The sequence below is a fragment of the Streptomyces sp. NPDC039462 genome, assembly GCF_055639375.1.
The window spans coordinates 1-24,714 of record NZ_JBVKAO010000008.1 but is presented as its reverse complement, the minus strand read 5'-3'; the positions used below and the strand labels follow the sequence as shown (position 1 = coordinate 24,714).

Annotated in this window: 20 protein-coding genes; 13 read left to right on the top strand and 7 right to left on the bottom strand. The window is 71.7% G+C overall.

Going from position 1 to position 24,714, the window contains the following annotated elements; translation table 11 throughout:
* Positions 1-85: 85 nt before the first annotated feature.
* The 3 genes from ACZ7LU_RS33375 to ACZ7LU_RS33365 are packed head-to-tail and all read right to left on the bottom strand — an operon-like array spanning position 86 to position 2,914.
* Positions 86-1,411 (bottom strand): coenzyme F420-0:L-glutamate ligase, encoded by a 1,326-nt coding sequence (locus ACZ7LU_RS33375; RefSeq protein WP_471918866.1) that lies wholly within the window; start codon positions 1,409-1,411, stop codon positions 86-88.
* Positions 1,408-2,364 (bottom strand): 2-phospho-L-lactate transferase, encoded by a 957-nt coding sequence (gene cofD, locus ACZ7LU_RS33370; protein ID WP_398303693.1) that lies wholly within the window; start codon positions 2,362-2,364, stop codon positions 1,408-1,410. Before cofD ends, ACZ7LU_RS33375 begins: the two co-directional genes overlap by 4 nt.
* Positions 2,365-2,398: 34 nt before the next feature.
* Positions 2,399-2,914 carry a cysteine dioxygenase gene (locus ACZ7LU_RS33365; RefSeq protein WP_398303695.1) on the bottom strand — a complete coding sequence of 172 codons (516 nt, stop codon included), beginning with the start codon at positions 2,912-2,914 and terminating at the stop codon, positions 2,399-2,401.
* Between the two features lie 652 nt (positions 2,915-3,566).
* On the opposite strand from ACZ7LU_RS33365, the gene ACZ7LU_RS33360 reads away from it, so the two are divergent.
* The 3 genes from ACZ7LU_RS33360 (at position 3,567) to ACZ7LU_RS33350 (ending at position 9,320) form a co-directional block, all read left to right on the top strand.
* The gene (locus tag ACZ7LU_RS33360) at positions 3,567-3,830 is read left to right on the top strand and encodes a WhiB family transcriptional regulator (protein WP_016642094.1); all 264 of its coding nucleotides are present in this window, start codon (positions 3,567-3,569) and stop codon (positions 3,828-3,830) included.
* 211 nt (positions 3,831-4,041) lie between these two features.
* On the top strand, positions 4,042-7,833 hold the full coding sequence (locus ACZ7LU_RS33355) for a glycosyltransferase (RefSeq protein WP_471918865.1): 3,792 nt from the start codon (positions 4,042-4,044) through the stop codon (positions 7,831-7,833).
* Positions 7,830-9,320 carry a DUF5719 family protein gene (locus ACZ7LU_RS33350; protein ID WP_471918864.1) on the top strand — a complete coding sequence of 497 codons (1,491 nt, stop codon included), beginning with the start codon at positions 7,830-7,832 and terminating at the stop codon, positions 9,318-9,320. The genes ACZ7LU_RS33355 and ACZ7LU_RS33350 overlap by 4 nt, the downstream gene beginning before the upstream one ends.
* 34 nt (positions 9,321-9,354) lie before the next feature.
* Here ACZ7LU_RS33350 and ACZ7LU_RS33345 read toward each other — a convergent pair whose 3' ends face one another.
* Positions 9,355-9,810, bottom strand: coding sequence for a metallopeptidase family protein (locus tag ACZ7LU_RS33345; protein ID WP_398303701.1), 456 nt, complete (start codon positions 9,808-9,810; stop codon positions 9,355-9,357).
* 283 nt (positions 9,811-10,093) lie between these two features.
* Here ACZ7LU_RS33345 and ACZ7LU_RS33340 point away from each other — a divergent pair, with 283 nt between their 5' ends.
* The 7 genes from ACZ7LU_RS33340 to ACZ7LU_RS33310 all read left to right on the top strand — a co-directional run bounded on the left by ACZ7LU_RS33340 (position 10,094) and on the right by ACZ7LU_RS33310 (position 17,669).
* Entirely contained in the window at positions 10,094-10,516 is a 423-nt protein-coding gene (locus ACZ7LU_RS33340) for a DUF3499 domain-containing protein (protein ID WP_398303703.1), read from the top strand.
* 108 nt (positions 10,517-10,624) lie between these two features.
* On the top strand, positions 10,625-12,241 hold the full coding sequence (locus ACZ7LU_RS33335) for an L-lactate permease (protein WP_471918863.1): 1,617 nt from the start codon (positions 10,625-10,627) through the stop codon (positions 12,239-12,241).
* A 112-nt stretch (positions 12,242-12,353) separates the two neighbouring features.
* The gene (locus ACZ7LU_RS33330; RefSeq protein WP_398303707.1) at positions 12,354-13,718 is read left to right on the top strand and encodes a phosphomannomutase/phosphoglucomutase; all 1,365 of its coding nucleotides are present in this window, start codon (positions 12,354-12,356) and stop codon (positions 13,716-13,718) included.
* 170 nt (positions 13,719-13,888) lie between these two features.
* Positions 13,889-14,065 (top strand): Trm112 family protein, encoded by a 177-nt coding sequence (locus ACZ7LU_RS33325; RefSeq protein ID WP_362997443.1) that lies wholly within the window; start codon positions 13,889-13,891, stop codon positions 14,063-14,065.
* 68 nt (positions 14,066-14,133) lie between these two features.
* Positions 14,134-15,333: an SIS domain-containing protein gene (locus ACZ7LU_RS33320; RefSeq protein ID WP_471918862.1), complete on the top strand. Its 1,200-nt coding sequence runs from the start codon at positions 14,134-14,136 to the stop codon at positions 15,331-15,333.
* A 116-nt stretch (positions 15,334-15,449) separates the two neighbouring features.
* Positions 15,450-16,601: a mannose-6-phosphate isomerase, class I gene (manA, locus tag ACZ7LU_RS33315; RefSeq protein WP_468087450.1), complete on the top strand. Its 1,152-nt coding sequence runs from the start codon at positions 15,450-15,452 to the stop codon at positions 16,599-16,601.
* Between the two features lie 108 nt (positions 16,602-16,709).
* On the top strand, positions 16,710-17,669 hold the full coding sequence (locus ACZ7LU_RS33310) for a cation diffusion facilitator family transporter (protein ID WP_471918861.1): 960 nt from the start codon (positions 16,710-16,712) through the stop codon (positions 17,667-17,669).
* An 89-nt stretch (positions 17,670-17,758) separates the two neighbouring features.
* Here the strand turns inward: ACZ7LU_RS33310 and ACZ7LU_RS33305 are convergent, their stop codons facing one another.
* Positions 17,759-19,777, bottom strand: coding sequence for a fructose-specific PTS transporter subunit EIIC (locus ACZ7LU_RS33305; protein WP_471918860.1), 2,019 nt, complete (start codon positions 19,775-19,777; stop codon positions 17,759-17,761).
* A 357-nt stretch (positions 19,778-20,134) separates the two neighbouring features.
* Here ACZ7LU_RS33305 and ahcY point away from each other — a divergent pair, with 357 nt between their 5' ends.
* Positions 20,135-21,589 carry an adenosylhomocysteinase gene (gene ahcY, locus ACZ7LU_RS33300; protein WP_398440805.1) on the top strand — a complete coding sequence of 485 codons (1,455 nt, stop codon included), beginning with the start codon at positions 20,135-20,137 and terminating at the stop codon, positions 21,587-21,589.
* A 101-nt stretch (positions 21,590-21,690) separates the two neighbouring features.
* On the top strand, positions 21,691-22,305 hold the full coding sequence (locus tag ACZ7LU_RS33295; RefSeq protein ID WP_471918859.1) for a hypothetical protein: 615 nt from the start codon (positions 21,691-21,693) through the stop codon (positions 22,303-22,305).
* A 6-nt stretch (positions 22,306-22,311) separates the two neighbouring features.
* Here the strand turns inward: ACZ7LU_RS33295 and ACZ7LU_RS33290 are convergent, their stop codons facing one another.
* Positions 22,312-23,301: an RDD family protein gene (locus ACZ7LU_RS33290; RefSeq protein WP_471918858.1), complete on the bottom strand. Its 990-nt coding sequence runs from the start codon at positions 23,299-23,301 to the stop codon at positions 22,312-22,314.
* 98 nt (positions 23,302-23,399) lie between these two features.
* On the opposite strand from ACZ7LU_RS33290, the gene ACZ7LU_RS33285 reads away from it, so the two are divergent.
* Positions 23,400-24,407 carry a stage II sporulation protein M gene (locus ACZ7LU_RS33285; protein ID WP_471918857.1) on the top strand — a complete coding sequence of 336 codons (1,008 nt, stop codon included), beginning with the start codon at positions 23,400-23,402 and terminating at the stop codon, positions 24,405-24,407.
* Positions 24,408-24,529: 122 nt separating this feature from the next.
* On the opposite strand, the gene ACZ7LU_RS33280 is transcribed toward ACZ7LU_RS33285, so the two are convergent.
* The coding region (locus ACZ7LU_RS33280) for a hypothetical protein (protein ID WP_471918856.1) at positions 24,530-24,714 on the bottom strand (185 nt) is incomplete at its 5' end.

Sequence of the window (24,714 nt, the reverse complement as noted above, 5' to 3'; positions counted from 1 at the left end):
CGACCCGCACCGGCAACCGTGCCGGGGGAACGGACCCCAGGGGCGCGGGGAACTGCGCAAAAAGACCCCCGCCCCGGAGTGGGCGCTACCGGACGACGACGAAGTCGTCCACCTCGCGCCGCCCCCGAGCCCCCGGCTCCCCCGCAGCCCGCCCCACAGCAACCGCCCCCATCGGATCCCAGGACCCGGGCAGCCCAAGCACCTCCCGAACGACATCCCTGCAGAACATCGTCGACGAAACCCACGCCGACCCGAGCCGCTCCCCGGCCAGCGCGACCAGGAAGTTCTGCACCCCGGCCCCCGCCGCGACGACGAACATCTCGCGCTCGGCGGCATCCCGCCGCGCGTCCCCGTACGTATGGGAGCCGTCCATCACCAGGCAGGGCACCACCAGATAGGGCGCCCTGCGCAGCACGTCCCCGCGCCGGATCCGCTTGGCGATGGACTCCTCGGACTTGCCGTCCCGCCGCAGATCCGCGATCCACGCGTCCCGCATCGCGTCGAGCAGCTCGACCCGCGAAGCGGCGGACTCCAGGAGGACGAACCGCCAGGGAGTGGTGTGGTGCGGCGCCGGCGCGGTGACCGCCGCTGCGACGGCCCGCCGCACGGCACCGGGATCGACCTCGTCGTCCGTGAACTCCCGCACGGTCCGCCGCTGCGTCACCGCCTCCCGCACCGCCTCGGACGTCCCGAGCCGGAACATGTCGTCCTGCGCGGCCCGCACCAACGCCCGCGCCCCCGCATCCGCAGAGCCGTCCGCGGAGCCCTCCGCAGAGCCGCCCACCACATGCGGCAACCCCCGCACCACGGCGACAGGCAGCCCCGCCGCCTTGCCCTTGACGAGGTCACCCGCGGCGGCGAGCTCGTCGGCGGTGGCGACGACGGTCGCGCTCAGCGGATTGCCGTACGCGTCCTCGCCGCCCCGCAGGTCGTCGAGGACCCGCACCCCCGCGGCCCCGATGGCGACGTCGGTGAGCCCGGCCCGCCAGGGCCGCCCGAAGGTGTCGGTGACGATGACGCCGACGTCCACACCCAGCGCGCCCCGCAGCCCCTCCCGTACGGCACGGGCCGAGGCGTCGGGGTCGGTCGGCAGCAGCAGCACGGTCCCGGCCGGGGTGTTCGACGCGTCGACACCGGCCGCGGCCATCACGAGCCCCTGCCGGTTCTCGACGATGCGCAGGGGCCCGCGCCGCGCCACGACCCGCACGGTCTCCTCGTCGATGGCCGCCTCGCGGTCGGCCGCCTCGACGATCCGCCCCTCCGCCTTGCTGACGATCTTGGAGGTGACCAGGACGACGTCCCCGTCGGCGAGCGCAGGCTCGGCGGCCGCGATGAGCTTGGCGAGGTCGTCGCCCTCCCGCACCTCGGGCAGCCCGGGGACGGCCCACACCCTGTAGGACGGTGAGGTCACGCGCGTACCTCCGAAGCGAGGGCGAGGGCCTCGCGGGCCATCTGCGCGGCGGCGTCGACGTCGCTCATCATCAGCGGAACGGCCCGGCACCGGATACCGGCGCTCTCCACCCGGTCCACCGCTCCCGCGTCGACGGTGTCGACGAGCCAGCCGTCGAGCAGTCCGCTGCCGTAGTGCTCGGCGACGGCGGCGGCGCTGGTCTCCACGCCGACGGCGGCGAGCACCTTGTCGGCCATGCCGCGCACGGGGGAGTCGCCGACGATGGGGGAGAGGCCGACGACGGGCACGCCCGCGTCGGCGATGGCCTCGCGGATCCCCGGCACGGCGAGGATGGTCCCGACGCTGACGACCGGGTTGGACGGCGGGAAGAGCACGACGTCGGCCTCGGCGATGGCCGTCAGGACGCCGGGCGCGGGCTTGGCCTGCTCGGCGCCGACGGGCACCACGGCGTGCGCGTCCACGGAGGCGCGCAGCCGGACCCAGTACTCCTGGAAGTGCACGGCCTTCTGCTCGCCGTCGATCGTGACGGCGACGTGCGTCTCGATGCGGTCGTCGGACATGGGGATGAGCCGCACTCCGGGCTGCCACCGCTCGCACAGCGCCTCGGTGACGGCGCTGAGCGGATATCCGGCGCCCAGCATCTGCGTCCGCACGATGTGCGTGGCGAAGTCCCGGTCGCCGAGGCCGAACCACTCGGGTCCGACCCCGTACGCCGCGAGCTCTTCCTTGACCTTGAACGTCTCGTCCGTACGCCCCCAGCCCTGTTCTTCGTTGATGCCGCCGCCGAGCGTGTACATCACGGTGTCGAGGTCGGGGCAGACCTTCAGCCCGAACAGGTGAATGTCGTCACCGGTGTTGCCGATGACCGTGATGTCCGCGTCGGGCGCGGCCTTCTTGAGCCCGCGGAGGAATCGGGCGCCGCCGATGCCGCCGGCCAGAACCACAATGCGCATGGCCCCCAGCATGTCAGGCGGGTACGACACCGCGTCAGGCGGTTACGACATCCTCCGCGGCGTCCGGGGCGGCGGAGGCGGCGCACCGGGCGGCGTGCATCGGCATCTCGGTGAGGCCGGGGTAGTAGACGTGCAGGCTGACGGCCGGTTCCAGGGAGTCGTTGACGACCTCGTGGACGTACCCGGGGGCGAAGACGCGCTGCGCGCCCGCGCCGAGCGCCCGGGTGCCCCGCTCCGTGTGCTCGGTCAGCTCACCCTCGAGGAGGGTGAGTACGCCGGAGGAGCGCCCGTGGTCGTGCAGGCCGCTGCCCTGTCCCGGCACCCAGGAGAGCAGCCACACCTCGTAGCCGGGCCCGGTGCGCAGACGGTGGTACCAGCGGCTGGTGGCGTCGTACTGGACGAGGTGGGCCCACTGGGAGCGGTCGGCGGCGATGGTCCGGGCGAGGCCGACGAACTCGGCCACGGTGGCGGGGTGCTCGCGGGCGGGCTGCAGGAGGTGCGGGACTTCGAGGATGTCGCCGGCGATCTGGAGGTCGCTGTCGCTGTTCATGGTGCGGTGGTTCCTCAACGTAAGAGTGCTGGGGTGTCGCGAGGGAGGGTGCGGCTCTGTGTGCAAGCCGGGTACGGCATGCAAACGAGGCGCGGCATACAAAGGGACGTGCGGCTCAACAGCTGGATGGGCTCAACAGCTGGAGCAGGAACAGCGACAGCGCGCGTGGGCAGCACCGATGGAACCGCAGGTGCGGGTCATCGAAAGAGCCAGGTTCGCGAGCATGCCCACCAGAACAGCCGCTCACACCTAGAACTGTCAACTCGGTGTCCACTATGTGGGCTATGTTTCACCTCATCCGGTTGTTCTGTCAGGCGAAAGGTTTGTGCAGCCGACCCTCCGGACACATGGCGCAGCAACCGGCACTCAAACATCGACGTCCTCCCTGATGTGACCCGAGCGAGATCCGACTGAGATCGAATTTCGGGGGAACTCGTTGGCGGGGCGCCGGACGGGTCATCGAGGGTGTCATGGTTTAGGCCGATTTGAACACTTTCCGCATACCCTTGGTTCCGCAGAGTGAATAAGGGGCCCAATAGCAGATCTCGGCTTGACTGGCCCGGATCGGCGCACTTGTAATTTCACTCGTGTCGTTCATCCGAAACCGGTGACGGCCGCACCACGGGGACGCACAGACAGACGAGGGGCGCACATGACCGAGCTGGTTCAGGAACTGCTGGTCGAGGACGCGGACGAAGAACTCGGCTGGCAGGAGCGCGCACTGTGCGCCCAGACCGACCCCGAGTCCTTCTTCCCCGAGAAGGGCGGCTCCACTCGCGAGGCCAAGAAGGTCTGCCTCGCCTGCGAAGTCCGCTCGGAATGCCTTGAGTACGCACTTGCGAACGACGAACGTTTCGGCATCTGGGGCGGCTTGTCGGAGCGAGAACGCCGACGACTGAAGAAGGCCGCGGTCTGAGCGACACGCTCACACCCGCGTGCCGACGATCGATTCGCCACACGACTCCCTCGAACGAAGCGCGACGAACGGCCCGTCACCCGTGGGTTATCCACAGGCGGCGGGCCGTTCCTGTGCCAGCCGTTAGTGTGGGGCCCCGTCCGAGACGACCCGGCGCCCCAGCGGGGCGCGGGCGTCCACCGCAGTCCAGCGAACCGGGGCCCGTACCTCGATGTCCGTGCACAGCCATTCGGCAGCCCACGACGCTGCCACCGGGTTCGACCCGACCCGCCCGCCCGAGTTCCCGCGGCATGTCGTGACCGCCGTCCTCGTCTCCCACGACGGCGCCCGCTGGCTGCCCGACGCCCTGGCGGGGCTCCTCGGGCAGGAGCGGCCCGTGCAGAGCGCCGTGGCCGCCGACACCGGCAGCGCGGACGACTCCGCCCAGCTGGTCACCGAGGCCCTCGGCGCCGACCGGGTGCTGCACCTGGCCCGCCGCTCCGGCTTCGGCACCGCCGTCGACGAGGCCGTCCGCGGCGCCGCCGTGCTCACCCCCGAAGAGCTGCCCTATCTGAAGCGCCCGAGCGGCTGGGACCCGGTGAGCCGGAGCTGGCGCGACGACGCGTACGACATGCCCGAGCTGCCGCACGGCGAGCCCGTGCAGTGGCTCTGGCTGCTGCACGACGACTGCGCGCCCGAGCCCGACGCCCTCGCCGAACTGCTCCGCGTCGTGGAGAACGAACAGGAGCTCGGCAAGGAAGTCGCCGTCGTGGGCCCCAAGCTCCGCGGCTGGTACGACCGCAGGCAGCTCCTCGAAGTCGGCGTCTCCATCGCCAACAGCGGCCGCCGCTGGACCGGCCTCGACCGGCGCGAGCAGGACCAGGGCCAGCACGACCACGTGCGGCCCGTGCTCTCCGTGTCCACCGCGGGCATGCTGATCCGCCGCGACGTCTACGAACAGCTCGGCGGCTTCGACCGCCGCCTGCCGCTCATGCGCGACGACGTCGACCTGTGCTGGCGCGCGCACGCCGCGGGCCACCGCGTCCTCGTCGCCCCCGACGCCGTCGTCCGGCATGCCGAGGCATCCTCCCGCGAGCGCCGCACCGTCGACTGCGTCGGCCGCACGGCGACCTCGCCGCACCGCGTCGACAAGGCGGGCGCCACCTACACCCTGCTCGTCAACGCCCGCTCGGCCGTGCTGCCCTGGGTGCTCTTCCGCATCGTCGTCGGCACGCTCGTGCGCACCTTCGCCTACCTCGTCGGTAAGGCCCCCGGGCAGGCCCTGGACGAAGTCGCCGGCCTCCTCGCCACACTGCTGCGGCCCGGCCGGATCCTCGGCGCCCGCAAGCAGCGCGGCAAGCCGCTGCCCGACGCCGGCGAGATGCGGCCCCTCTTCCCACCGCCGGGCGCCACCGTCCGGGCCACCGTCGAACAGGCCGCGGGCAGCCTCATCGGCCGCACCGAGGCCGACGCCCCGGCCGGCGCGGGACGGCACGGAGTCGTCGAGTCAGGACCCGGCGGCGACGACGCCGACTTCCTGGAGGTCGAGCAGTTCGCCCGCCTCAAGCGCGTCGCCCGCAGACCGGGACCCGTCCTCTTCGTAGTGCTCCTCTTCGCGTCGCTCATCGCCTGCCGCGCCCTGCTCGGCACCGGTGCGCTCGCGGGCGGCGCCCTGCTGCCCGCACCCGCCGACTCCTCCGACCTCTGGGCGCGTTACGCCGACGCCTGGCACCCCGTCGGCACCGGCGGCACCCAAGGCGCCCCGCCGTACGTGGCGCTCGTCGCCAGCCTTTCCTCCCTCCTCTTCGGCTCCACCGGGCTCGCGGTCACCGTGCTGCTCGTCGGCTCCGTCCCCCTGGCCGGCTTCACCGCGTACTTCGCATCGCGCCCGCTCGTCACCTCGCGGCTGCTCCGCGCGTGGGCGTCGATCGCGTACGCCTTCCTGCCCGCCGTCACCGGCGCCCTCGCGGGCGGCCGCGTCGGCACCGCCGTCCTCGCCGTCCTGCTGCCGCTCATCGCGCGCGCGGGCATCGCGGCGAGCGGCCTCGCCAACCCGCGGGGCACCCGCGGCACCTGGCGCGCCACCTGGGCGTACACCCTGCTCCTGACCCTCGCCACGGCCTTCACGCCGATCGTCTGGCCGATCGCCCTGGTGCTCGGCCTCGCCCTCCTCGTGGTGCGCCGCGGCGACATCACGGCGTACGGACTGCGTTTCCTCGCCGCGCTCGGCACCCCGCTGCTCGTCCTCGCGCCCTGGTCCCTCTCGCTGCTGCCCTTCGGCTTCTTCCAAGAAGCGGGCCTGGAGTTCGGCACCGGTTCCGCCACCGCCCTCGACCTGCTCGGCGCCAGCCCCGGCGGCCCCGGCACCGTGCACGGCCTGCTGCTCATCGGCATCGTCCTCGCCGCGCTCGGCGCCCTGCTGCGCGGTGAGCGGCAGCTCGCCGTCCGCACCGCCTGGGCCGTCGCCCTGGTCTCCCTCGTCTTCGCCGTCCTGTCGAACGGCTCGGCGTGGGCAGGACCGGCCACCCTCGGCTACGGCATCGCGCTCCTGGCCGCCGCCGCGCTCGGCGCCGACGGGGCACGCGCGCGTGTCGCCGAACAGAGCTTCGGCTGGCGCCAGCCGGTGGCCGCGCTCATCGCGTTCGCCGCGGCCGCCGGACCGCTGCTCGTCGCTGCCGGATGGATGATCGGCGGCGCCGACGGCCCTCTGGAGCGGCGCGATCCGGTGCAGGTGCCCGCGTTCGTGGCGGAGGAGAGCGGCACCGAGGACCAGGCCCGCACCCTCGTCCTCGGCAGCGACTCCGCCGCCGAGGTCTCCTACACGCTCGTACGGGGCTCCGGCGCCCGGCTCGGCGACGCGGAACTCGCCGCGGCGGCCCCCGACGACGAGCGGCTCGACAAGATCGTCGCCCGGCTGATCGCGGGCTCCGGCGCCGACCAGGCCGACCAGCTCGGCGGCTTCGCCGTGCGGTACGTCCTCGTACGCGACGGGGCGCCCCGCCAGATGAGCCGCACCCTGGACGCCACCCCGGGCCTCACCCGGCTCAGCCAGGAGGACGGCAGCGCCCTGTGGCGCGTGGACCGGCAGGTGGCGCGCGCCGCAATCCTCCACAAGACCGGCGACCCGGAGCCCGTCGCGGCCGGCCCCGTCGAGCTCCACACGAAGATCGAGTCCGGCGACGCGGGCCGCGTCCTGCGCCTCGCCGACTCCGCCGACCCGGGCTGGACGGCGACCCTCGACGGCCGCCCGCTGCCCCGCACCACCGTCGACGGCTGGGCCCAGGGCTTCGAACTGCCCACCGCGGGCGGCCACCTGGACGTCACCTTCGACGCCCCGCTGAGCCACACGGCCTGGCTGTGGGCGCAAGGCGCGCTCGCCGTCGTCCTCGTGGTGCTCGCCCTGCCGGGCCGCCGCCGCGACGTCGACGACGACCTCCCCGAAGAGCCCGTCGTCCCGGCCCAGGCCGTCGAGGGCGAGGGCCGCAGGGCACGCAGGCTGCGGGCCCAGAGCGAGCAGGCCGCACAGGAGGCGGGCCAGGACGTACCGCCTCCTCCTTCGGAGGAGGCCCTCGCCGCCGTCCCGCACCAGCAGTCGTCGTCCTACGAGGAGTGGGAGGCCCCCGCCCACACGGGCGCCGAGCAGGGCACGTACGGCGGCCAGTACCAGGGCGGCGCGTACCAGGGCGGGCAGTACCCGGCCGGGGCGTACGAACAGCCGTCGTACCAGGCGGACGCCTACCAGGGCGGCCAGTACGACCCGTACGCGTCCTACGGAGGCGCGGGCGGTGTCTACGGAGGCGATCAGCAGTACGGGCAGTCGGGAGACCACCAGGAGTACGGACAGTCGGGCGATCAGCAGTACGGGCAGGCAAGCGACCAGCAGTACGGACAGCCGTACGACACCTCGTACGACCCGTCGTACGACCAGGGCCGGCCCCCGATGCCGCCCCCGCCCCCGCAGCCGCCCCGCGGCACCCCGCCCCACGGCACCGACAGTGAGCGCCCCGACGGGAGCCAGCAGTGAACCGCACCACCCAGTCCCTCATCGCCGTGGTCGTCGCGCTCGGCGCCGTCACCGGGTTCGCCGCGTTCGGCGGGACGGACGGCACGGACGACGCCGGGGCGAAGGCCGCCGCGCGGCTCCCCGTCGAGCGCACCAGCCTGCTCTGCCCGGTGCCCAGCTCCTCCGACCTCGCCGAGACCTCGTACACCGCCTTCACACCGAAGGCGAGCGGCGCGGGGGCCACGGGCAAGGCGGAACTGCTGCCCGTGAGCAAGGCCTTGACCGACGCGGCCAAGCAGAACGACAAGAAGGCCAAGCCCTTCCTCACCCAGAAGACGCCGGGCGAGCCGGTCGCGGGCGAGGAGTCGGGAGCCGAGGCGCCCGCCCTCATCGGCACGGCCGACGGCGGGCTCGCCCCCGGCTGGACCGTGCAGCAGACCACGACGTACGCGGCGGGCAGCGGCCGCGGCATGCACGGCACCCACTGCACGGCGCCCGACACCGACTTCTGGTTCCCCGGCGCGAGCACCGCCAAGGACCGCAGCGACTACATCCACCTGACGAACCCGGACGACTCCGCCGCCGTGATCGACGTCGAGCTGTTCGGCCCGGACGGCGAGGTCACGTCCGCGGTCGGCGACTCGATCCAGGTCCAGCCGCACTCCAGCGTCCCGGTGCTGCTCTCCACGCTCGCCGACAAGGCGTATCCGAACCTCACCATGCACGTGATCGCGCGCAGCGGCCGGGTCGCGGCCGCCGTGCAGTCCTCCGACGAGAAGCTGGGCGGCGACTGGCTGCCCGCGTCCACCGACCCGGCGGACCGCCTCGTCCTGCCCGGCATCCCGAAGGACGCCACCTCGGTGCGCCTGGTCGCCTACGCCCCCGGTGCGCGGGAGGCGGACCTGAAGGTCCAGCTGGCCTCCCCGAACGGCACGCTCACCCCGGCCGGGAACGAGAACCTGCACGTCAAGTCCGGCATGACGGCCGCCGTCGACCTCGGCGACGTCACCAAGGGCGAGGCCGGCTCGCTGCTCCTGTCGCCGACCGACACGCCGGTCCCCGTGGTGGCGGCGCTGCGGGTGACCCGCGGCAAGGGCAGCAAGCAGGAGACGGCGTTCATCCCGGCGACGGGCGAGGTGGGCACGCGCGCGACGGCCGCGGGCAACCGCGCCAAGGGCTCGACGCTCTCGCTGGTCGCGCCGGAGAAGTCGGCGAAGGTGAAGGTCACGGCGTCGGCCGGCACCGAGGGCGGCTCCCCGGTGACGAAGACGTACACGGTCAAGGGCGGCACGACCCTGGAGATCGCGGACCCGCCGAGGCCCGACGGGCTGAAGGGGGCCTACGCCCTCACGGTGGAGCCGGTGTCCGGCGGCCCGGTCCACGCGGCACGGACGCTGTCCCAGCCGGAGGGCGGCATCCCGATGTTCACCGTCCAGACGCTGCCGGACGACCGGGGGACGGTGGCCGTGCCGAAGGCCGAGCGGGACCTGGCGGTGCTTCAGAAGTGAGGGCTCACCAAGGGGGTGCCGGAAGGACGGGGCGTCAGTCCTCGCCGTCGCCGTAGCGCGGGTCCACCGACTCCGGGGACATGCCGAGCAGCTCCGCGACCTGCTCGACGACCACCTCGTGCACGAGGTGCGCGCGTTCGTCGCGTCCCTTGGTGCGGATCTCCACGGGGCGGCGGTAGATGACGACGCGGGCGGGCCGCCCTTCGGACGCCGTGATCGTGCCGCCCAAGGGCACCACCTCGTCCTGCCACTCGACGCCCGCCCGGCCCAGGGGCGGCACCTCGAGCACCATGAACTCGATCTCCGTGAGCTGCGGCCAGCGCCGCTCCAGACGCTCCACGGAGTCCTGCACGAGATCGGTGAAGGCCTCGCCCCGGCTGGCGGACAGCGGAACCTGAGGCGGCGCCACGGGGCCGCGCATGCCCCTGCCGTGGCGGTCGCGGCGGCGTGGCCTCGGGTCTGCGGAGCGGGGCTGTACGGGGTCGTCCATCACTGACGAAGAGTAGTCCCCGAGATCGGCCTTTCCATGTGGGGCACGGCATGTTCCATGTGGAGCGCGACATGTCGCTTCCTGACCGTTCCGGTCGCGGTTGGACTCAATTCCGTATCTCTCCTGGACCGTCGATCTCGCGCCAAATGACGTGATCCGCGCCATGTGGTGACCGGATTCAACACCACGCGCCCCTGTGGTCACTGGCGTCCACGCAGGTCAACGGCGTGCGCGTGCGGTGCGTCGGCGCGCAGGACCGGACACGACACGGTGGAGTGACCTGATGGAGAGTCGTCGCGGCCCGCTCAAGAGTGCGGTACCGTCCAACATCGTGAGCCCTGTACGTCGCTGTTCGCGCACCGCTTGCGGCCGTTCCGCCGTCGCGACGCTGACGTACGTCTACGCCGACTCGACCGCGGTCCTCGGCCCCCTCGCCACCTACGCCGAACCCCACTGCTACGACCTGTGCGCCGAGCACTCCGAGCGCCTCACCGCACCCCGCGGCTGGGACGTCGTCCGGCTCGCCGACGCCTCGGGTCCGGCCCGCCCCTCCGGCGACGACCTCGAAGCGCTCGCCAACGCCGTGCGCGAGGCGGCCCGCCCGCAGGAGCGCGCGGCCGAGGCCGGCGGCGGCGCCCGCCGGGCGGACCCCATGGAGGTCGCCCGCCGCGGCCACCTCAGGGTGCTGCGCTCACCGGACTCCTGACCGACACTCCACGGCCGCTCCCTTTACCGGATCTTCGCCGTCCGGCACGTTGACGTCCGTTCTCCCAGGCACTGACGATTTCGCCACCCCACAGCCGGGAGGCGTTCCGTGTTCGTGCAGCAACTGGAGCCCGTGGCCGACTCGCTCGGCCTGTCCGCACTCGTCGCGACCCTGCCCCTCCTGACCGTCCTCGTCCTCCTCGGCGCCGTCCGCATGAAAGCGCACCGGGCGGGCCTCATCGGCCTCGCCGTCGCCGTCCTGGTCGCCTGGCTCGCGTACGGCATGCCGCTCGGCCAGACCGCCTCCAGCGCCGCGCAAGGCGCCCTCTTCGGGCTCTTCCCCATCCTGTGGATCGTCGTCAACGCCCTGTGGGTGTACCGCATGACGGTCCGCACCCGGCACTTCGACATCCTGCGCCGCTCCTTCGGCCGGCTCTCCGACGACCCCCGCATCCAGGCCCTCGTCGTCGCCTTCTGCTTCGGAGCGCTCCTGGAGGCGCTCGCCGGGTTCGGGGCACCGGTCGCGATCAGCGCGGTCATGCTCGTCGCCCTCGGCTTCGACCCGGTGCGCGCCGCGGTCGTCGCCCTCGTCGCCAACACCGCACCCGTCGCCTTCGGCGCCATGGGCACCCCCGTACTGACCCTGGCTCAGGTGACGGGCCTGCCGCTGGACACCGTCGCCACGGTCGTCGGCCGCCAGACACCCCTGCTCGCCCTCGTCGTGCCGCTGCTCCTCGTGGCGCTCGTCGACGGGCGGCGCGGCCTTCGCGAGACCTGGGTGCCCGCCCTGGCCTGCGGACTCGCCTTCGCCGTCGCGCAGTTCGCGGCCTCCAACTACGTCTCGGCGCAACTCGCCGACATCGGGGCGGCACTGGCGGGCGCGGGCGCGCTGATGGCGGTCCCGCACGCCCGCAGGCCGGCTCCCGAACCCGTCCGCGCCGCCGTCCTCACCGGCGCCCGCAGCGAAGACCTCGACCACGACGACCCGCGCCCCGAAGTGCTGCGCGCCTACGCCCCGTACGCCCTGATCGTCGCTGTCTTCTCCGTCGCCCAGATCCCGGCCGTCAAGGACCTCCTCGTGCAGGCGACCCGCACCTTCGACTGGCCCTTCCTGAACGTCGGCGACCCCTCGGGGGACCCGGTCGGCGGCAACGTCTTCTCGCTGCCGCTCGTCGCGACCGGCGGCACGCTCGTGCTGCTCGCCGGGGTGGGCACCGCGGCGGTCATCGGGGTCCACGCGCGCGTGGCGGTGCGCGAATGGGCCGCCACCGTCCACGAACTGCGCTTCGCGATCCTCACCGTGACCTCGGTGCTGGCGCTCGCCTACGTCATGAACCTCTCCGGCCAGGCCGCCACGATCGGGCACTACGTAGCCGCCGCCGGTGCCGGACTCGCCTTCCTGTCACCGGTGCTCGGCTGGTTCGGCGTCGCCGTGACCGGGTCCGACACCTCGGCCAACGCGCTCTTCGGCGCCCTCCAGGTGACGGCCGCTCAGCAGTCCGGCCTGTCGCCGGAACTCCTCGCGGCCGCCAACAGCTCCGGCGGCGTCCTCGGCAAGATGATCTCCCCGCAGAACCTGACGATCGCATGCGCCGCCGTCGGACTCGCGGGCAAGGAGGGCGACCTGCTGCGCAAGGTGCTGCCCTGGAGCCTCGGACTGCTCCTCGTCATGTGCCTGATCGTCGTCGGACAGAGCACCGCGGTGCTCGGCTGGATGCTGCCGTGAGCGCGCTCTCCACAGACGCGGCCTGCTGTCGGTCACAGCGGGTACTTTTGGGGTGACCGCGGAGGGCTCTCCGTACTCGTTTGACTCGCAGAACCTGCAGAGAGGGTTGGCCGTGACTGCTGATCTGTCCCAGATCGTGAAGGCGTACGACGTCCGCGGGGTGGTCCCGGACCAGTGGGACGAGTCGCTCGCCGAGCTGTTCGGGGCGGCGTTCGCACAGGTCACGGAGGCGGACGCGATCGTGGTCGGACACGACATGCGCCCCTCGTCGCCCGGCCTCTCGCGCGCCTTCGCGCGGGGCGCCGCCGCCCTCGGCGTGGACGTGACACAGATCGGCCTGTGCTCGACGGACCAGCTGTACTACGCGTCGGGCGCCCTGGACCTGCCGGGCGCGATGTTCACCGCGTCGCACAACCCCGCCCAGTACAACGGCATCAAGATGTGCCGCGCGGGCGCCGCCCCCGTCGGCCAGGACACCGGCCTCGCGGACATCCGCGCCCTCGTGGAGCGCTGGAGCGAGTCCGGCGCCCCCGAGAGCGCCGCGACCCCCGGCACCCTCACCGAGCGCGACACCCTCACCGACTACGCCGCCCACCTCCGCGGCCTCGTCGACCTGACCGCCATCCGCCCCCTCAAGGTCGTCGTCGACGCGGGCAACGGCATGGGCGGGCACACGGTCCCCACCGTCTTCGAGGGCCTGCCCCTTGAGCTCGTGCCGATGTACTTCGAGCTCGACGGCACCTTCCCCAACCACGAGGCCAACCCCCTCGACCCGGCCAACATCGTGGACCTCCAGAAGCGGGTCCGCGAAGAGGGCGCCGACCTCGGCATCGCCTTCGACGGCGACGCGGACCGCTGCTTCGTCGTCGACGAGAACGGCGCTCCGGTCTCCCCGTCGGCCATCACCGCCCTCGTCGCCTCCCGCGAGCTCGGCAAGCACGGCGGCAAGGGCACCGTCATCCACAACCTCATCACCTCCTGGTCGGTCCCGGAGGTCGTGAAGGAGAACGGCGGCACGCCCGTGCGCACGCGCGTGGGCCACTCCTTCATCAAGGCCGAGATGGCGCGGACCGGCGCGATCTTCGGCGGCGAGCACTCCGCGCACTACTACTTCAAGGACTTCTGGAACGCGGACACGGGCATGCTCGCCGCGCTCCACGTCCTCGCGGCCCTCGGCGGCCAGGAAGGACCGCTCTCCGCCCTCGTCGCCCAGTACGACCGCTACGCCGGCTCCGGAGAGATCAACTCCACGGTCGACGACCAGACCGCCCGCCTCGCCGCGATCAAGACGGCGTACGACGGGAAGGACGGCATCACCCTCGACGAGCTGGACGGCCTCACCGTGACCGCCGCCGACTGGTGGTTCAACGTACGCGCGTCGAACACGGAACCCCTCCTCCGTCTGAACGTCGAGGCACGCGACGAGGCGACCATGGCCAAGGTGCGCGACGAGGCCCTCGCCATCATCCGCGGCTGACACCCGCCACCAGAGGGCGGTCGCGCACAGAGAGCGGGACGGTCGCGGCAGTACGGCCGCGACCTTCCCGCACCCCCACGCGGCGCCGCGCACGGAGGTAGGCTGACCAGGCCGCATCGTGCGCCAACACAGCGCACACCCCACCGCATCCGCTCGAAGGGACCCACCCCATGCCGCTCGAAGCCGGCCTCCTGGAGATCCTCGCCTGCCCGGCCTGTCACGCCCCCCTCAAGGAGACGGACACCGAGCTGATCTGCACGGCGGACGCCAAGGAGTGCGGCCTCGCCTACCCGCTCCGCGACGGCATCCCCGTACTCCTGGTCGACGAGGCACGCCGCCCCGCATAGCGGCACCCGCCCGGCACACCCCGGGCCACCCTGCAGGAAGCCGCGCACGGCGATCGGAGACCTGACCCATGCTCGACGAGTCGCTGCTCGACGACCCCGCGGCGCTCGCCCGCGCCGACCGCCGCGGACTGCTGCGCGGCGCGGCGGAAGCGGGCGCCCGCGTCCGCACCGCGGCCCGGCACGCCGCGGAGGCGGGTCTCACGGAGCTCAAGCCCGACGGCCGCCCCCGCGCCGTCCTGATCGCCGGCCCGGGGACCGCCGCCACCTGCGTCGCCGACATCCTCGACGGCCTCGTGGGCACCGGCTGCCCCGTCATCCGGCTGGCGCCGAGCGGCGTCGCCCCCGCCGCGGGCGCCCTGCGCTGGACCCTGCCCGGCTGGGTCGGCCCCGTGGACCTGCTCCTCATCGCCACCCCGGACGGCACCGAACCAGGCCTCTCCCTCCTCGCCGACCAGGCGTACCGCCGCGGCTGCACGGTCGTCGCCGTCACCCCCGCGCGCACCCCGCTCGCCGAGAGCGTGGAGGGCAGCCACGGCCTCACCGTCCCCATGGCCACCTCGCCCTACGGTGCCTACGAAGGCCCGCACGACGACGCCACCCGCGGCTCCGCGTCGTACGAGGCACGCCGCGTCGAGGACGAGGCCGCGCCCGGCGCCCCCTGCACCCTGTGGGCCCTCCTCGTCCCGCTGCTGATGCTCCTCGACCGCACCGGCCTGGTCGCCGCCCCCGACGCCACCCTGCAGAAGGTCGCCGACCGCCTCGACCGCGTCGCGGAGCGCTGCGGCCCCGCCATCTCCACGTACAGCAACCCCGCCAAGACGCTCGCCGCCGAACTGGCCGACTCCCTCCCGCTGATCTGGACCGAGGGCCAGTCCGCGGGAGCCGCGGGACGCCGCTTCGCCGCCACCCTCGCCGAGCAGGCCGGGCACGCCGCACTCGCCGCCGAACTGCCCGAGGCACTGCCCGCGCACGGCGCCGTCCTCGCCGGCAGCCCCACCGGCGGCGACGACACCGACGACTTCTTCCGCGACCGCGTCGACGACCCGGCGGCCCTCCGCGCGCGCGTGGTGCTGCTCCGCGACCGTCCTGTGGACGCCGGAGGCCTCACCGCGGCCCCCGCCGCCCGCGAACTGGCCCACGGCCACGACGTCGCGCTGAGCGAACTCGAACCGGAGGACGGCGGCGAACTGGAAGCGCTCGCCGAGCTGATCGCCGTCACGGATTTCGCCGCCGTTTACCTGGCGCTCGCCTCGGGAGCCGGATCATGACCACTGCACCGGTCACCTCCGCGGTCACCGCACGGGTCACCACCGCAGTCCAGCACTCGCGTACGCAGCAGTTTCCAGTCAGTACGCAGTAGTACCCAGTAAGGGAGAGCCCCTCCGTGGACCGCCTCACCAACACCATCCGCCCCTACGCCTGGGGTTCCACCACCGCCATCGCGGAGCTCACCGGCGCCGAGCCGAGCGGCGAACCGCAGGCCGAGATGTGGATGGGCGCCCACCCGGGCGCGCCCTCGCGCACGGAGCGCGGCGCGCTGAACGAGGTCATCGACGCGGCCCCGGAGCGCGAGCTCGGCACGGCGACGGCCGCCAAGTTCGGCCCGCGCCTGCCCTTCCTCCTCAAGATCCTCGCCGCGGGCGCCCCCCTCTCCCTCCAGGTCCACCCCGACCTCGCGCAGGCGAAGGAGGGTTACGCCGACGAGGAGCGCCGCGGCGTCCCGGTCGACGCGCCGCACCGCAACTACAAGGACGCCAACCACAAGCCCGAACTGATCTGCGCCCTCACGCCGTTCGACGGCCTCTGCGGCTTCCGCGCCCCCGCCGAGACCGCGGCCCTCCTGGAAGCCCTGGAGGTCGACAGCCTCAAGCCGTACGTCGACCTGCTGCGCGCCCAGCCCGAAGAGGCCGCCCTGCGCGAGGTCCTGACGGCCGTGCTGAGTGCCGACCCCGAGGAGATGGCCGAGACGGTCACCGAGGTCACGGCCGCGGCCCAGCGCCTCGGCGGGGTGTACGAGCCCTACGCGGGCATCGCCCACCACTACCCAGGCGACCCGGGCGTCATCGCGGCCATGCTCCTCAACCACGTCCGACTGCAGCCCGGCGAGGCCCTGTTCCTCGGCGCCGGCGTCCCGCACGCCTACCTCGACGGCCTCGGCGTCGAGATCATGGCCAACAGCGACAACGTCCTGCGCTGCGGCCTGACCCCCAAGCACGTCGACGTACCCGAACTGCTGCGCATCGTCCGCTTCGACGCCACCGACCCCGGCGTCCTGCGCCCCGAGGCCTCCGAGACCGGCGAAGAGGTCTACGAAACCCCGATCGACGAGTTCCGCCTCTCCCGCTTCGTCCTGCCCGAAGGCGCCGCCCCGCACGACCTCACGGCCCCCACACCGCAGATCCTGCTCTGCACGGCGGGCTCGGTCCGCGCGGGCGAACTCACCCTGACGCCCGGTCAGTCCGCATTCGTCCCCGCCGACGAAAAGGCCGAAGTGTCCGGTCCCGGCACGGTTTTCCGAGCCACCGTGGTGGCCTGACACACCGGAGCCGTCCCGTGCTGCAACAATGACCCACCGCAAAGGGCGGGCAAAGCACCGCCGACAGCGTGGTCGATACGTACGAAGGCGAAGGGGTACCCCGCACTCATGAGCGCGTCAGGCGGAACAAAGGCGATTGTCGCGGCACTGGCCGCGAACCTCGCGATCGCGGTGGCGAAGTTCGTCGCGTTCATCTTCAGTGGCTCGTCCTCGATGCTCGCCGAGAGCGTCCACTCCCTCGCCGACTCCGGCAACCAGGGGCTCCTGCTCGTCGGAGGCAAGAAGGCGCAGCGCGAGGCGACCCCGCAGCACCCGTTCGGCTACGGCCGCGAGCGCTACATCTACGCCTTCCTCGTCTCCATCGTCCTCTTCTCGGTCGGCGGCATGTTCGCGATCTACGAGGGCTACGAGAAGATCAAGCACCCGCACGAGATCGAGCACTGGTACTGGCCCGTCGGGGTCCTGGTCTTCGCGATCATCGCGGAGAGCTTCTCCTTCCGGACGGCCATCAAGGAGTCCAACGCGACACGCGGCAGCCTCACCTGGACGCAGTTCGTCCGCCGCGCCAAGGCCCCGGAGCTGCCCGTCGTCCTCCTGGAGGACCTCGGCGCGCTCGTCGGCCTGATCCTCGCCCTCGGCGGCGTCGGCATCGCGCTGGCCACCGGCGACGGCGTCTGGGACGGCATCGGCACGCTCTGCATCGGCGTCCTGCTCATCGCGATCGCGATCATCCTCGCCGCGGAGACCAAGTCCCTGCTGCTCGGTGAGGCCGCGGGCACCGAAGAGGTCGGCAAGATCGAGAAGGCCCTGGTCGACGGCGAGACGGTCACCAAGGTCATCCACATGCGCACGCTCCACCTCGGCCCCGAGGAACTGCTCGTCGCCGCCAAGGTCGCCGTCCAGCACGACGACACGGCCACCGAGGTCGCCGCCGCGATCAACGCCGCGGAGGAGCGCATCCGCGCCGCGGTCCCGATCGCCCGGGTGATCTACCTCGAACCCGACATCTACAGCGAGTCGGCGGCCGCCGCGGGCCAGAACCCGGCGAAGGCGCCCGGCGGCCATTGAGCCTTCCAGTCCGTACGTGGACGGGGCCCCGCACCGGTTGTGGTGCGGGGCCCCGTCCGCGTATCTGGGAAGCTCCCGGCCGCTGACCGCTACCGGACCTCACGGAGTACGTCGAGGATCGCCGCGTCGTCGGGCGCCGCCTCCAGCCGCTCCCGGAAACCGGTGTCCATCAGCTTCCGCGACAACAGGGCGAGAATCCGCAGGTGCTCGTCCCCGGCGGCCGCCTCCGGCACGGAGATCATGAAGATCAGCTTGGCCTGCGTACCGTCGAGCGAACCCCACTCGATGCCCTCCGACGACCGCGCGAACCCGACGACCGGGGCGTCCACGGCATCGGTCTTGGCGTGCGGGATGGCGATCTCCTCGCCGAGCCCTGTGGTGCCCTGCTCCTCGCGCCGCAGCGCGGTCCGCACCAGCTCCTCCACGTCGTTGACCTTGCCGGTGGTGGCGAGCAGCGCGGCCATCTCGCGGATGGCGGCCTCCTTGTCGCCGGCGTCGAGCCGGACCTTGACGGTCTGCCGGGTGAGGTATCCGGAGAGGACCTCGGCCTCTTCGTCAGCCTCGGGGGGCGCCGCCTCGGACACACCCGGCGCGACGACCGGGGAAGCCCCGCGCCGCTTGCGCTCACCGAGGTCGACCAGAGCCACGGTCGTGAGCGCCGTGACCACCGCACCGATGGCGATGGCCACGAAGAACATGGGAACGCCGCCCACCGCGCCGAGCACCGCCACGATCGGTCCGCCGTGCGGCACCGCGTCCTTCACGCTCGCCATGCCGGCGATCGCACCGGCGACGGCGCCGCCCAGCATGTTGGCAGGGATGACCTGCGCGGGCCGGGCGGCGGCGAACGGAATGGCGCCCTCGGAAATCCCGAAGAAGCCCATGAAGAGCGACGCCATCCCGGTCTCGCGCTCCTGCTCCGAGTACAGCTTGCGGCGGAGCAATGTGGCGAGACCCTGACCGAGCGGCATCACGGGGATGGCCGCGGCGCACATGCCCATCACGGTCTGGTTGCCGGTCGCGATGAGCCCCGTACCGAAGAGGAACGCGGTCTTGTTGACGGGACCGCCCATGTCGAACGCGATCATGAGGCCGAGGATCGCCCCGAGCAGGATCGCGCTGGTGCCCGTCATTCCGCTGAGCCAGCTCGTCAGGTGCTCGAACACCCAGGAGATCGGCTTGCCGATGACGTAGATGAAGAACAGCCCGAGAGCGGTGGTCGCGATGATCGGGATCACGATGATCGGCATGATCGGCCGGACGAACTTCGGGACCTCGACCTTCTTGATCCACTGCACCAGATAGCCGGCCAGGAAGCCGGTGACGATGGCCCCGATGAAGCCCGCGCCCGCCTTGGAGTCGTACAGCTCGCCGGTGTTGGCGATCCACCCGCCGATCATGCCCGGCACCAGCGCGGGCCGGTCCCCGATCGCGTACGCGATGTACCCCGACAGGATCGGCACCATCAGTGTGAAGCCGATGACCCCGATGGCGTTCACGTGCGCCCAGAAGGTCCCCTCCGGGATCACATAGCCCTTGGACGTCGCGTCGCCGCCCAGCGCCAGCGAGATCGCGATCAACAGACCACCGACCACGACGAACGGGATCATGTACGAGACGCCGTTCATCAGCGCCTTGTACGCGACACTCCGCTCCCGGCCGCCTCCACTGCCCCGAGTGGGAGCCTCCGCCGCACCGCCACGGCCCCCGGCGGAAGCCTCCGCCGCACCGCCGCCATCGCCGCCGCCGTGCACAGGAGCGCTCTGCACCCGCTCGATCAGCCGCTCGGGGTGGCTGATGCCCTCGGACACCCCGACGGACAGCACGCGCTTCCCGGCGAACCGGCTGCGGTCCACGTCCTTGTCGGCTGCGATGATGATGCCGTCGGCGTCTCTGACATCGTTGTCAGACAGGACGTTCTCGGCGCCGATGGAGCCCTGCGTCTCCACCTTCATGTCGATGCCGAGGCTCTCCGCCGCCTGCGAGAGCTTCTCCGCCGCCATGTACGTGTGGGCGATACCGGTCGGACAGGCGGTGACGGCGAGCAGCTTCAGCCTCCGCTGCCCGCTGGTGCCCCCGCCCATGGGGGGATCGGCCGGACTGGTCACGTGGATCTCCTAACGCCTTTGCCGCACAAGATCGCGCATATGTTCCCGATCTCAAGGCATCCTGCAACACATAACCGCAGGATCAAAGGCGCAAAGGTCCCATAACGTCCACCTCTGACGGCCTATCCGCCGAACATCGGGTACGCGAAGGCGGGCTGGGGCTTGCTGGGCCAATCGGTGTAGCTTGGTGACCGAGCCAGACGTCGCTGCTGATGGCGGTCGGGCGGTCCACGCACGGACTGTCCGAGGGAGAGAGGGCCTCCGACGGACTGCGCTGCGCGCGTCGGTACACCCTGTACCCGATGCCGCAGGTCAGCCATGTCCACCCTCGACCCATCCACGAGGAGCAGCTCACTCATGACTCTCATCAACGGCAAGGACTTCAAGGTCGCCGACCTCTCCCTGGCGGCGTTCGGCCGCAAGGAGATCACTTTGGCCGAGCACGAGATGCCCGGTCTGATGGCGATCCGCAAGGAGTTCGCCGCCTCCCAGCCGCTGGCCGGGGCCCGCATCATGGGCTCCCTGCACATGACGGTGCAGACCGCCGTCCTGATCGAGACGCTGGTGGCGCTGGGCGCGGAGGTGCGCTGGGTCTCCTGCAACATCTTCTCCACCCAGGACCACGCGGCCGCGGCGATCGCGGTCGGCCCGAACGGCACCCCCGAAGACCCGCAGGGGGTGCCGGTCTTCGCCTGGAAGGGCGAGAGCCTGGAGGAGTACTGGTGGTGCACGGAGCAGGCGCTGACCTGGCCGAACACCCCCACCGGCGGCCCGAACATGATCCTGGACGACGGCGGCGACGCCACCCTCCTGGTCCACAAGGGTGTCGAGTATGAGAAGGCCGGCAAGGTCCCGGCGGTGGAGACGGCGGAGAACGACGAGCACCGCGTGATCCTGCAGGTCCTCAACCGCACCATCAGCGAGGGCTCGCAGAAGTGGACGCAGCTGGCCTCGGAGATCCGCGGGGTGACCGAGGAGACCACCACCGGCGTGCACCGCTTGTATGAGATGCACCGCGAGGGCACCCTCCTCTTCCCGGCGATCAATGTGAACGACGCGGTGACCAAGTCGAAGTTCGACAACAAGTACGGCTGCCGGCACTCGCTGATCGACGGCATCAACCGCGCCACCGACGTCCTGATCGGCGGCAAGACCGCGGTGGTGTGCGGGTATGGCGATGTGGGCAAGGGGTGTGCGGAGTCGCTGCGCGGCCAGGGCGCCCGGGTGATCGTCACGGAGATCGACCCGATCTGCGCGCTGCAGGCGGCGATGGACGGCTACCAGGTGACCACGCTGGATGAGGTGGTGGAGACGGCCGACATCTTCATCACCACGACCGGCAACAAGGACATCATCATGGCCTCGGACATGGCCCGGATGAAGCACCAGGCGATCGTGGGCAACATCGGCCACTTCGACAACGAGATCGACATGGCCGGCCTCGCCGCGATCCCGGGGATCGTCAAGGACGAGGTCAAGCCGCAGGTGCACACCTGGACCTTCCCCGAGGGCAAGGTGCTGATCGTGCTGTCCGAGGGCCGTCTGCTCAACCTGGGCAACGCCACCGGTCACCCGTCCTTCGTGATGTCCAACTCCTTCGCCGACCAGACGCTGGCCCAGATCGAGCTGTTCACCAAGCCCGAGGAGTACCCCACCGGGGTCTACGTGCTGCCCAAGCACCTGGACGAGAAGGTCGCCCGCCTCCACCTCGACGCGCTGGGCGTCAAGCTGACCACGCTGCGCCCGGAGCAGGCCGCCTACATCGGTGTCGAGGTCGAGGGCCCCTTCAAGCCCGACCACTACCGCTACTGACGGTCGACCGGCCACCGGTCAGTCCCACTTCAGCAGGCCCTCGCCTCCGCGGCGGGGGCCTGCCCCTTTGAGAAGCCCGACCGAGGACCAGGACCCACCCCATGCCCCGCGGCCGATATTCGCTCCACGATCCGCACGATCACGCCCCCCTCGGTGAAGAACACTTCCACTGCGCGCCCGGCCCCTCCGGCTGGCGCTACGTCTCCCAACGGACCACCCCCTCGGGCACCCCCGCCGGCTCCGTCGACCTCGCACTCGACGACCGCGGCCGCCCCATCCGCCTGGAACTCCGCGCGGGCGACTGGCAGGTCCGCGCCGGCGCCCTCAACGGCGTCACCTGGGTCCGCACCGACCCCACAGGCGCCCACGCCACCGAAGACAACGCCCCCGCCCACGCCTTCACCGGCACATCCCCCGCCTTCCTCATCGCGACGGCGCGGCTCCTGCGCCTGACCCCCGCTTCCCCCGCGACCCGTGTCCGCCTGGTCGCCTTCACGGACCCGGTCCTGGCCCCCCGCACCCTCGACCAGTCCTGGACCTTGCTGAAAAGCGAAGCACACGCCACTGACAACGGCCCGCTGATCGTGGACGAGTACCAGGTCACGGCCCTGGACACCGGCGAACAGCACGCCGTCCACATCACCGGCGACGTCGTGCTCGCGGCCCCCGGCATCGAGCTGGAGCACCTCGAGACCCCACCGTCGACCTTCGCCTGAAACCGATCAGGCAGGCGGCTGGAACCCGGTAACCGGACGAGACACCTCCGCCCCCTGCCCATCAGGAGCAGGAGCGGGAGCAGGAGCAACGGGAGGCGGGGCAGAAGCGGACGGATAAGCGCCGCCTCCGGCAGCGTGGCCAGAGCCAGCCGCATCGCCAGCACCAGCGCCACCCGCAGCACCAGCGCCGCCCACGGGACCAGTGCCGCCCACGGCACCAGAACCCCCCACGGCACCGGGGCCACTCACCCCACCAGCGGCCCGTCGCGCATCCCGCGTCTGCCGTTCGTGCACCACGGCCGCCAAGTACGCGGCAGGCGGCACCCCGTGCGGCGCCGGAGCGCCGGTCCGTTCCGCCAGATCCCCGGCGAGCCGCTCCGCCATCGCCCAGCCCACCTGCGGATCCAGCTGCTGCATCCGGGTCAGGTACTGCCGAATGGCGAGCCACAGACCCTCCGGCACTCCGGAGAGATCCAGCCCGGAGAACTGTCCCACCAGCCAGGGCGGCGGCGGTGGAACGAACGCCGTGTGCCCCGCCGGCACCCGCTCACGTACGACCAGCGTCCCCGCGAACACATCCCCGAGCCGCCGCCCCCGCGCCGACACCAGCGACGCGATGCACGCGACGACCCCGAACGTCAGCAGGATCTCGACGACCCCGATGGCCCCCCGCACCAGCGCGTGCCGGAACCGGATCGGCCCCCCGTCGTCCCGCACCACGCGCAACCCGCACGCCAGCTTCCCGAGCGACCGCCCATGGCTGAGCGTCTCCACCGCGATGGGCCCACCGACCAGGATCAGCACGAAGCTGGCCGCCGCGACCGCGGCAGCCGCGGCATCGTCCAAGGAGGAGGTCGAGGCGACGATCCCGATGGTCACGCCCAGATACACCGCCCATGCCACGACCAGGTCGATCAGCACGGCAAGCGCCCGACTGGGCAGCTTCGCGGGCCGCAGCTCCAGCGCCACCGCCTCGCCCGTCACCAGCTCACTCACGCCGCCACCCCTTCCCTGCACTGCCGTAGGACTGGCCAGTCTGCCAAGCTGATGAATCACGCGCCGCAGTACGAGGAGCTACGAGGAGCAGTCAACGGATGGACCTCGATGTCTTCGTGTCGTCCCACCGAGCCGAGTGGGACCGACTGGAAGCCCTGCTGCGCCGCCAGCGCCGCCTCACCGGAGCCGAGGCCGACGAGCTGGTCACCCTCTACCAACGCACGGCCACCCACCTCTCCCTGATCCAGTCCACGGCACCCGACCCGCAGCTCATCGGGCGCCTCACTCATCTGGTGGCACGCGCGCGTAGCGCCGTGACGGGCACACGCCGCGCCTCCTGGCGAGACGTGACCCACTTCCTGACCCACGGTTTCCCTGCGGCGGTCTACCGATCCCGTCGCTGGTGGATACCCACTGCTCTGCTCTCGACGGTCCTTGCAGCGGTGATCGGCTGGTGGATCGGCACTCATCCCGAAGTGCAATCCTCGATCGCCGCCCCCAGCGAGCTCCGGGAGATGACCCGCCCCGGCGGCCAGTACGAGACGTACTACTCCAGTCACCCGGCGGCCTCTTTCGCCGCCCAGGTCTGGACGAACAACGCCCAGGCGGCCGCGATGTGCCTGGTCCTGGGAGCCTTCCTCTGCTTCCCTGTCATCTGGATCCTCTTCCAGAACATGCTCAACCTCGGTGTGGGCATCGGCCTGATGTCCTCGGCCGGCCGCCTCGACACCTTCCTCGGCCTCGTCCTGCCGCACGGCCTCCTCGAACTGATGGCGGTCTTCGTAGCCGCCGGCACAGGCCTGCGTCTCGGCTGGACCGTCATCGACCCGGGCCCCCGCACGCGTCGCACCGCCCTGGCCGAGGAGGGCCGCGCAGCCCTCGGCATGGCCATAGGCCTGGCCCTGGTTCTCTTCGTCTCCGGCGCCATCGAAGGCTTCGTCACCCCGTCGGGCCTCCCGACCTGGGCCCGTATCACCATCGGAATCGGCGCCGAACTGGCATTCCTCGCGTACGTCTATGTGCTGGGCGGCAGGGCGGCCCGCGCGGGGGAGACGGGCGACCTGGACCAGGACGAACGCAGCGCCTCCGTCCCCCTCGCAGCTTGATGTGCGTACGGCGCACCTGACCTGCTAGTCTCCTCATCGCCCCGGAAAAACCGTTGACACGGAAGGACCGGGGAGGTAGATTCGAACAGTTGCCTAGAGCTGGACAAGTCCGGCGGCGGCAGTTAAAGTCTGTCTGCTTCTTGAATTTCATTGATCGAGAAGCCACCCCCGATGATTCGGAATCTGAAGCCGGTAAGACCGGCCGAAAACTTCTGATAAAGTCGGAACCGCCGGAAAGGGAAACGCGAAAGCCGAAAGGCCGGAGCGGGAACCGGAAAGGCACCGAGGAAATCGGACACGAAAGAGT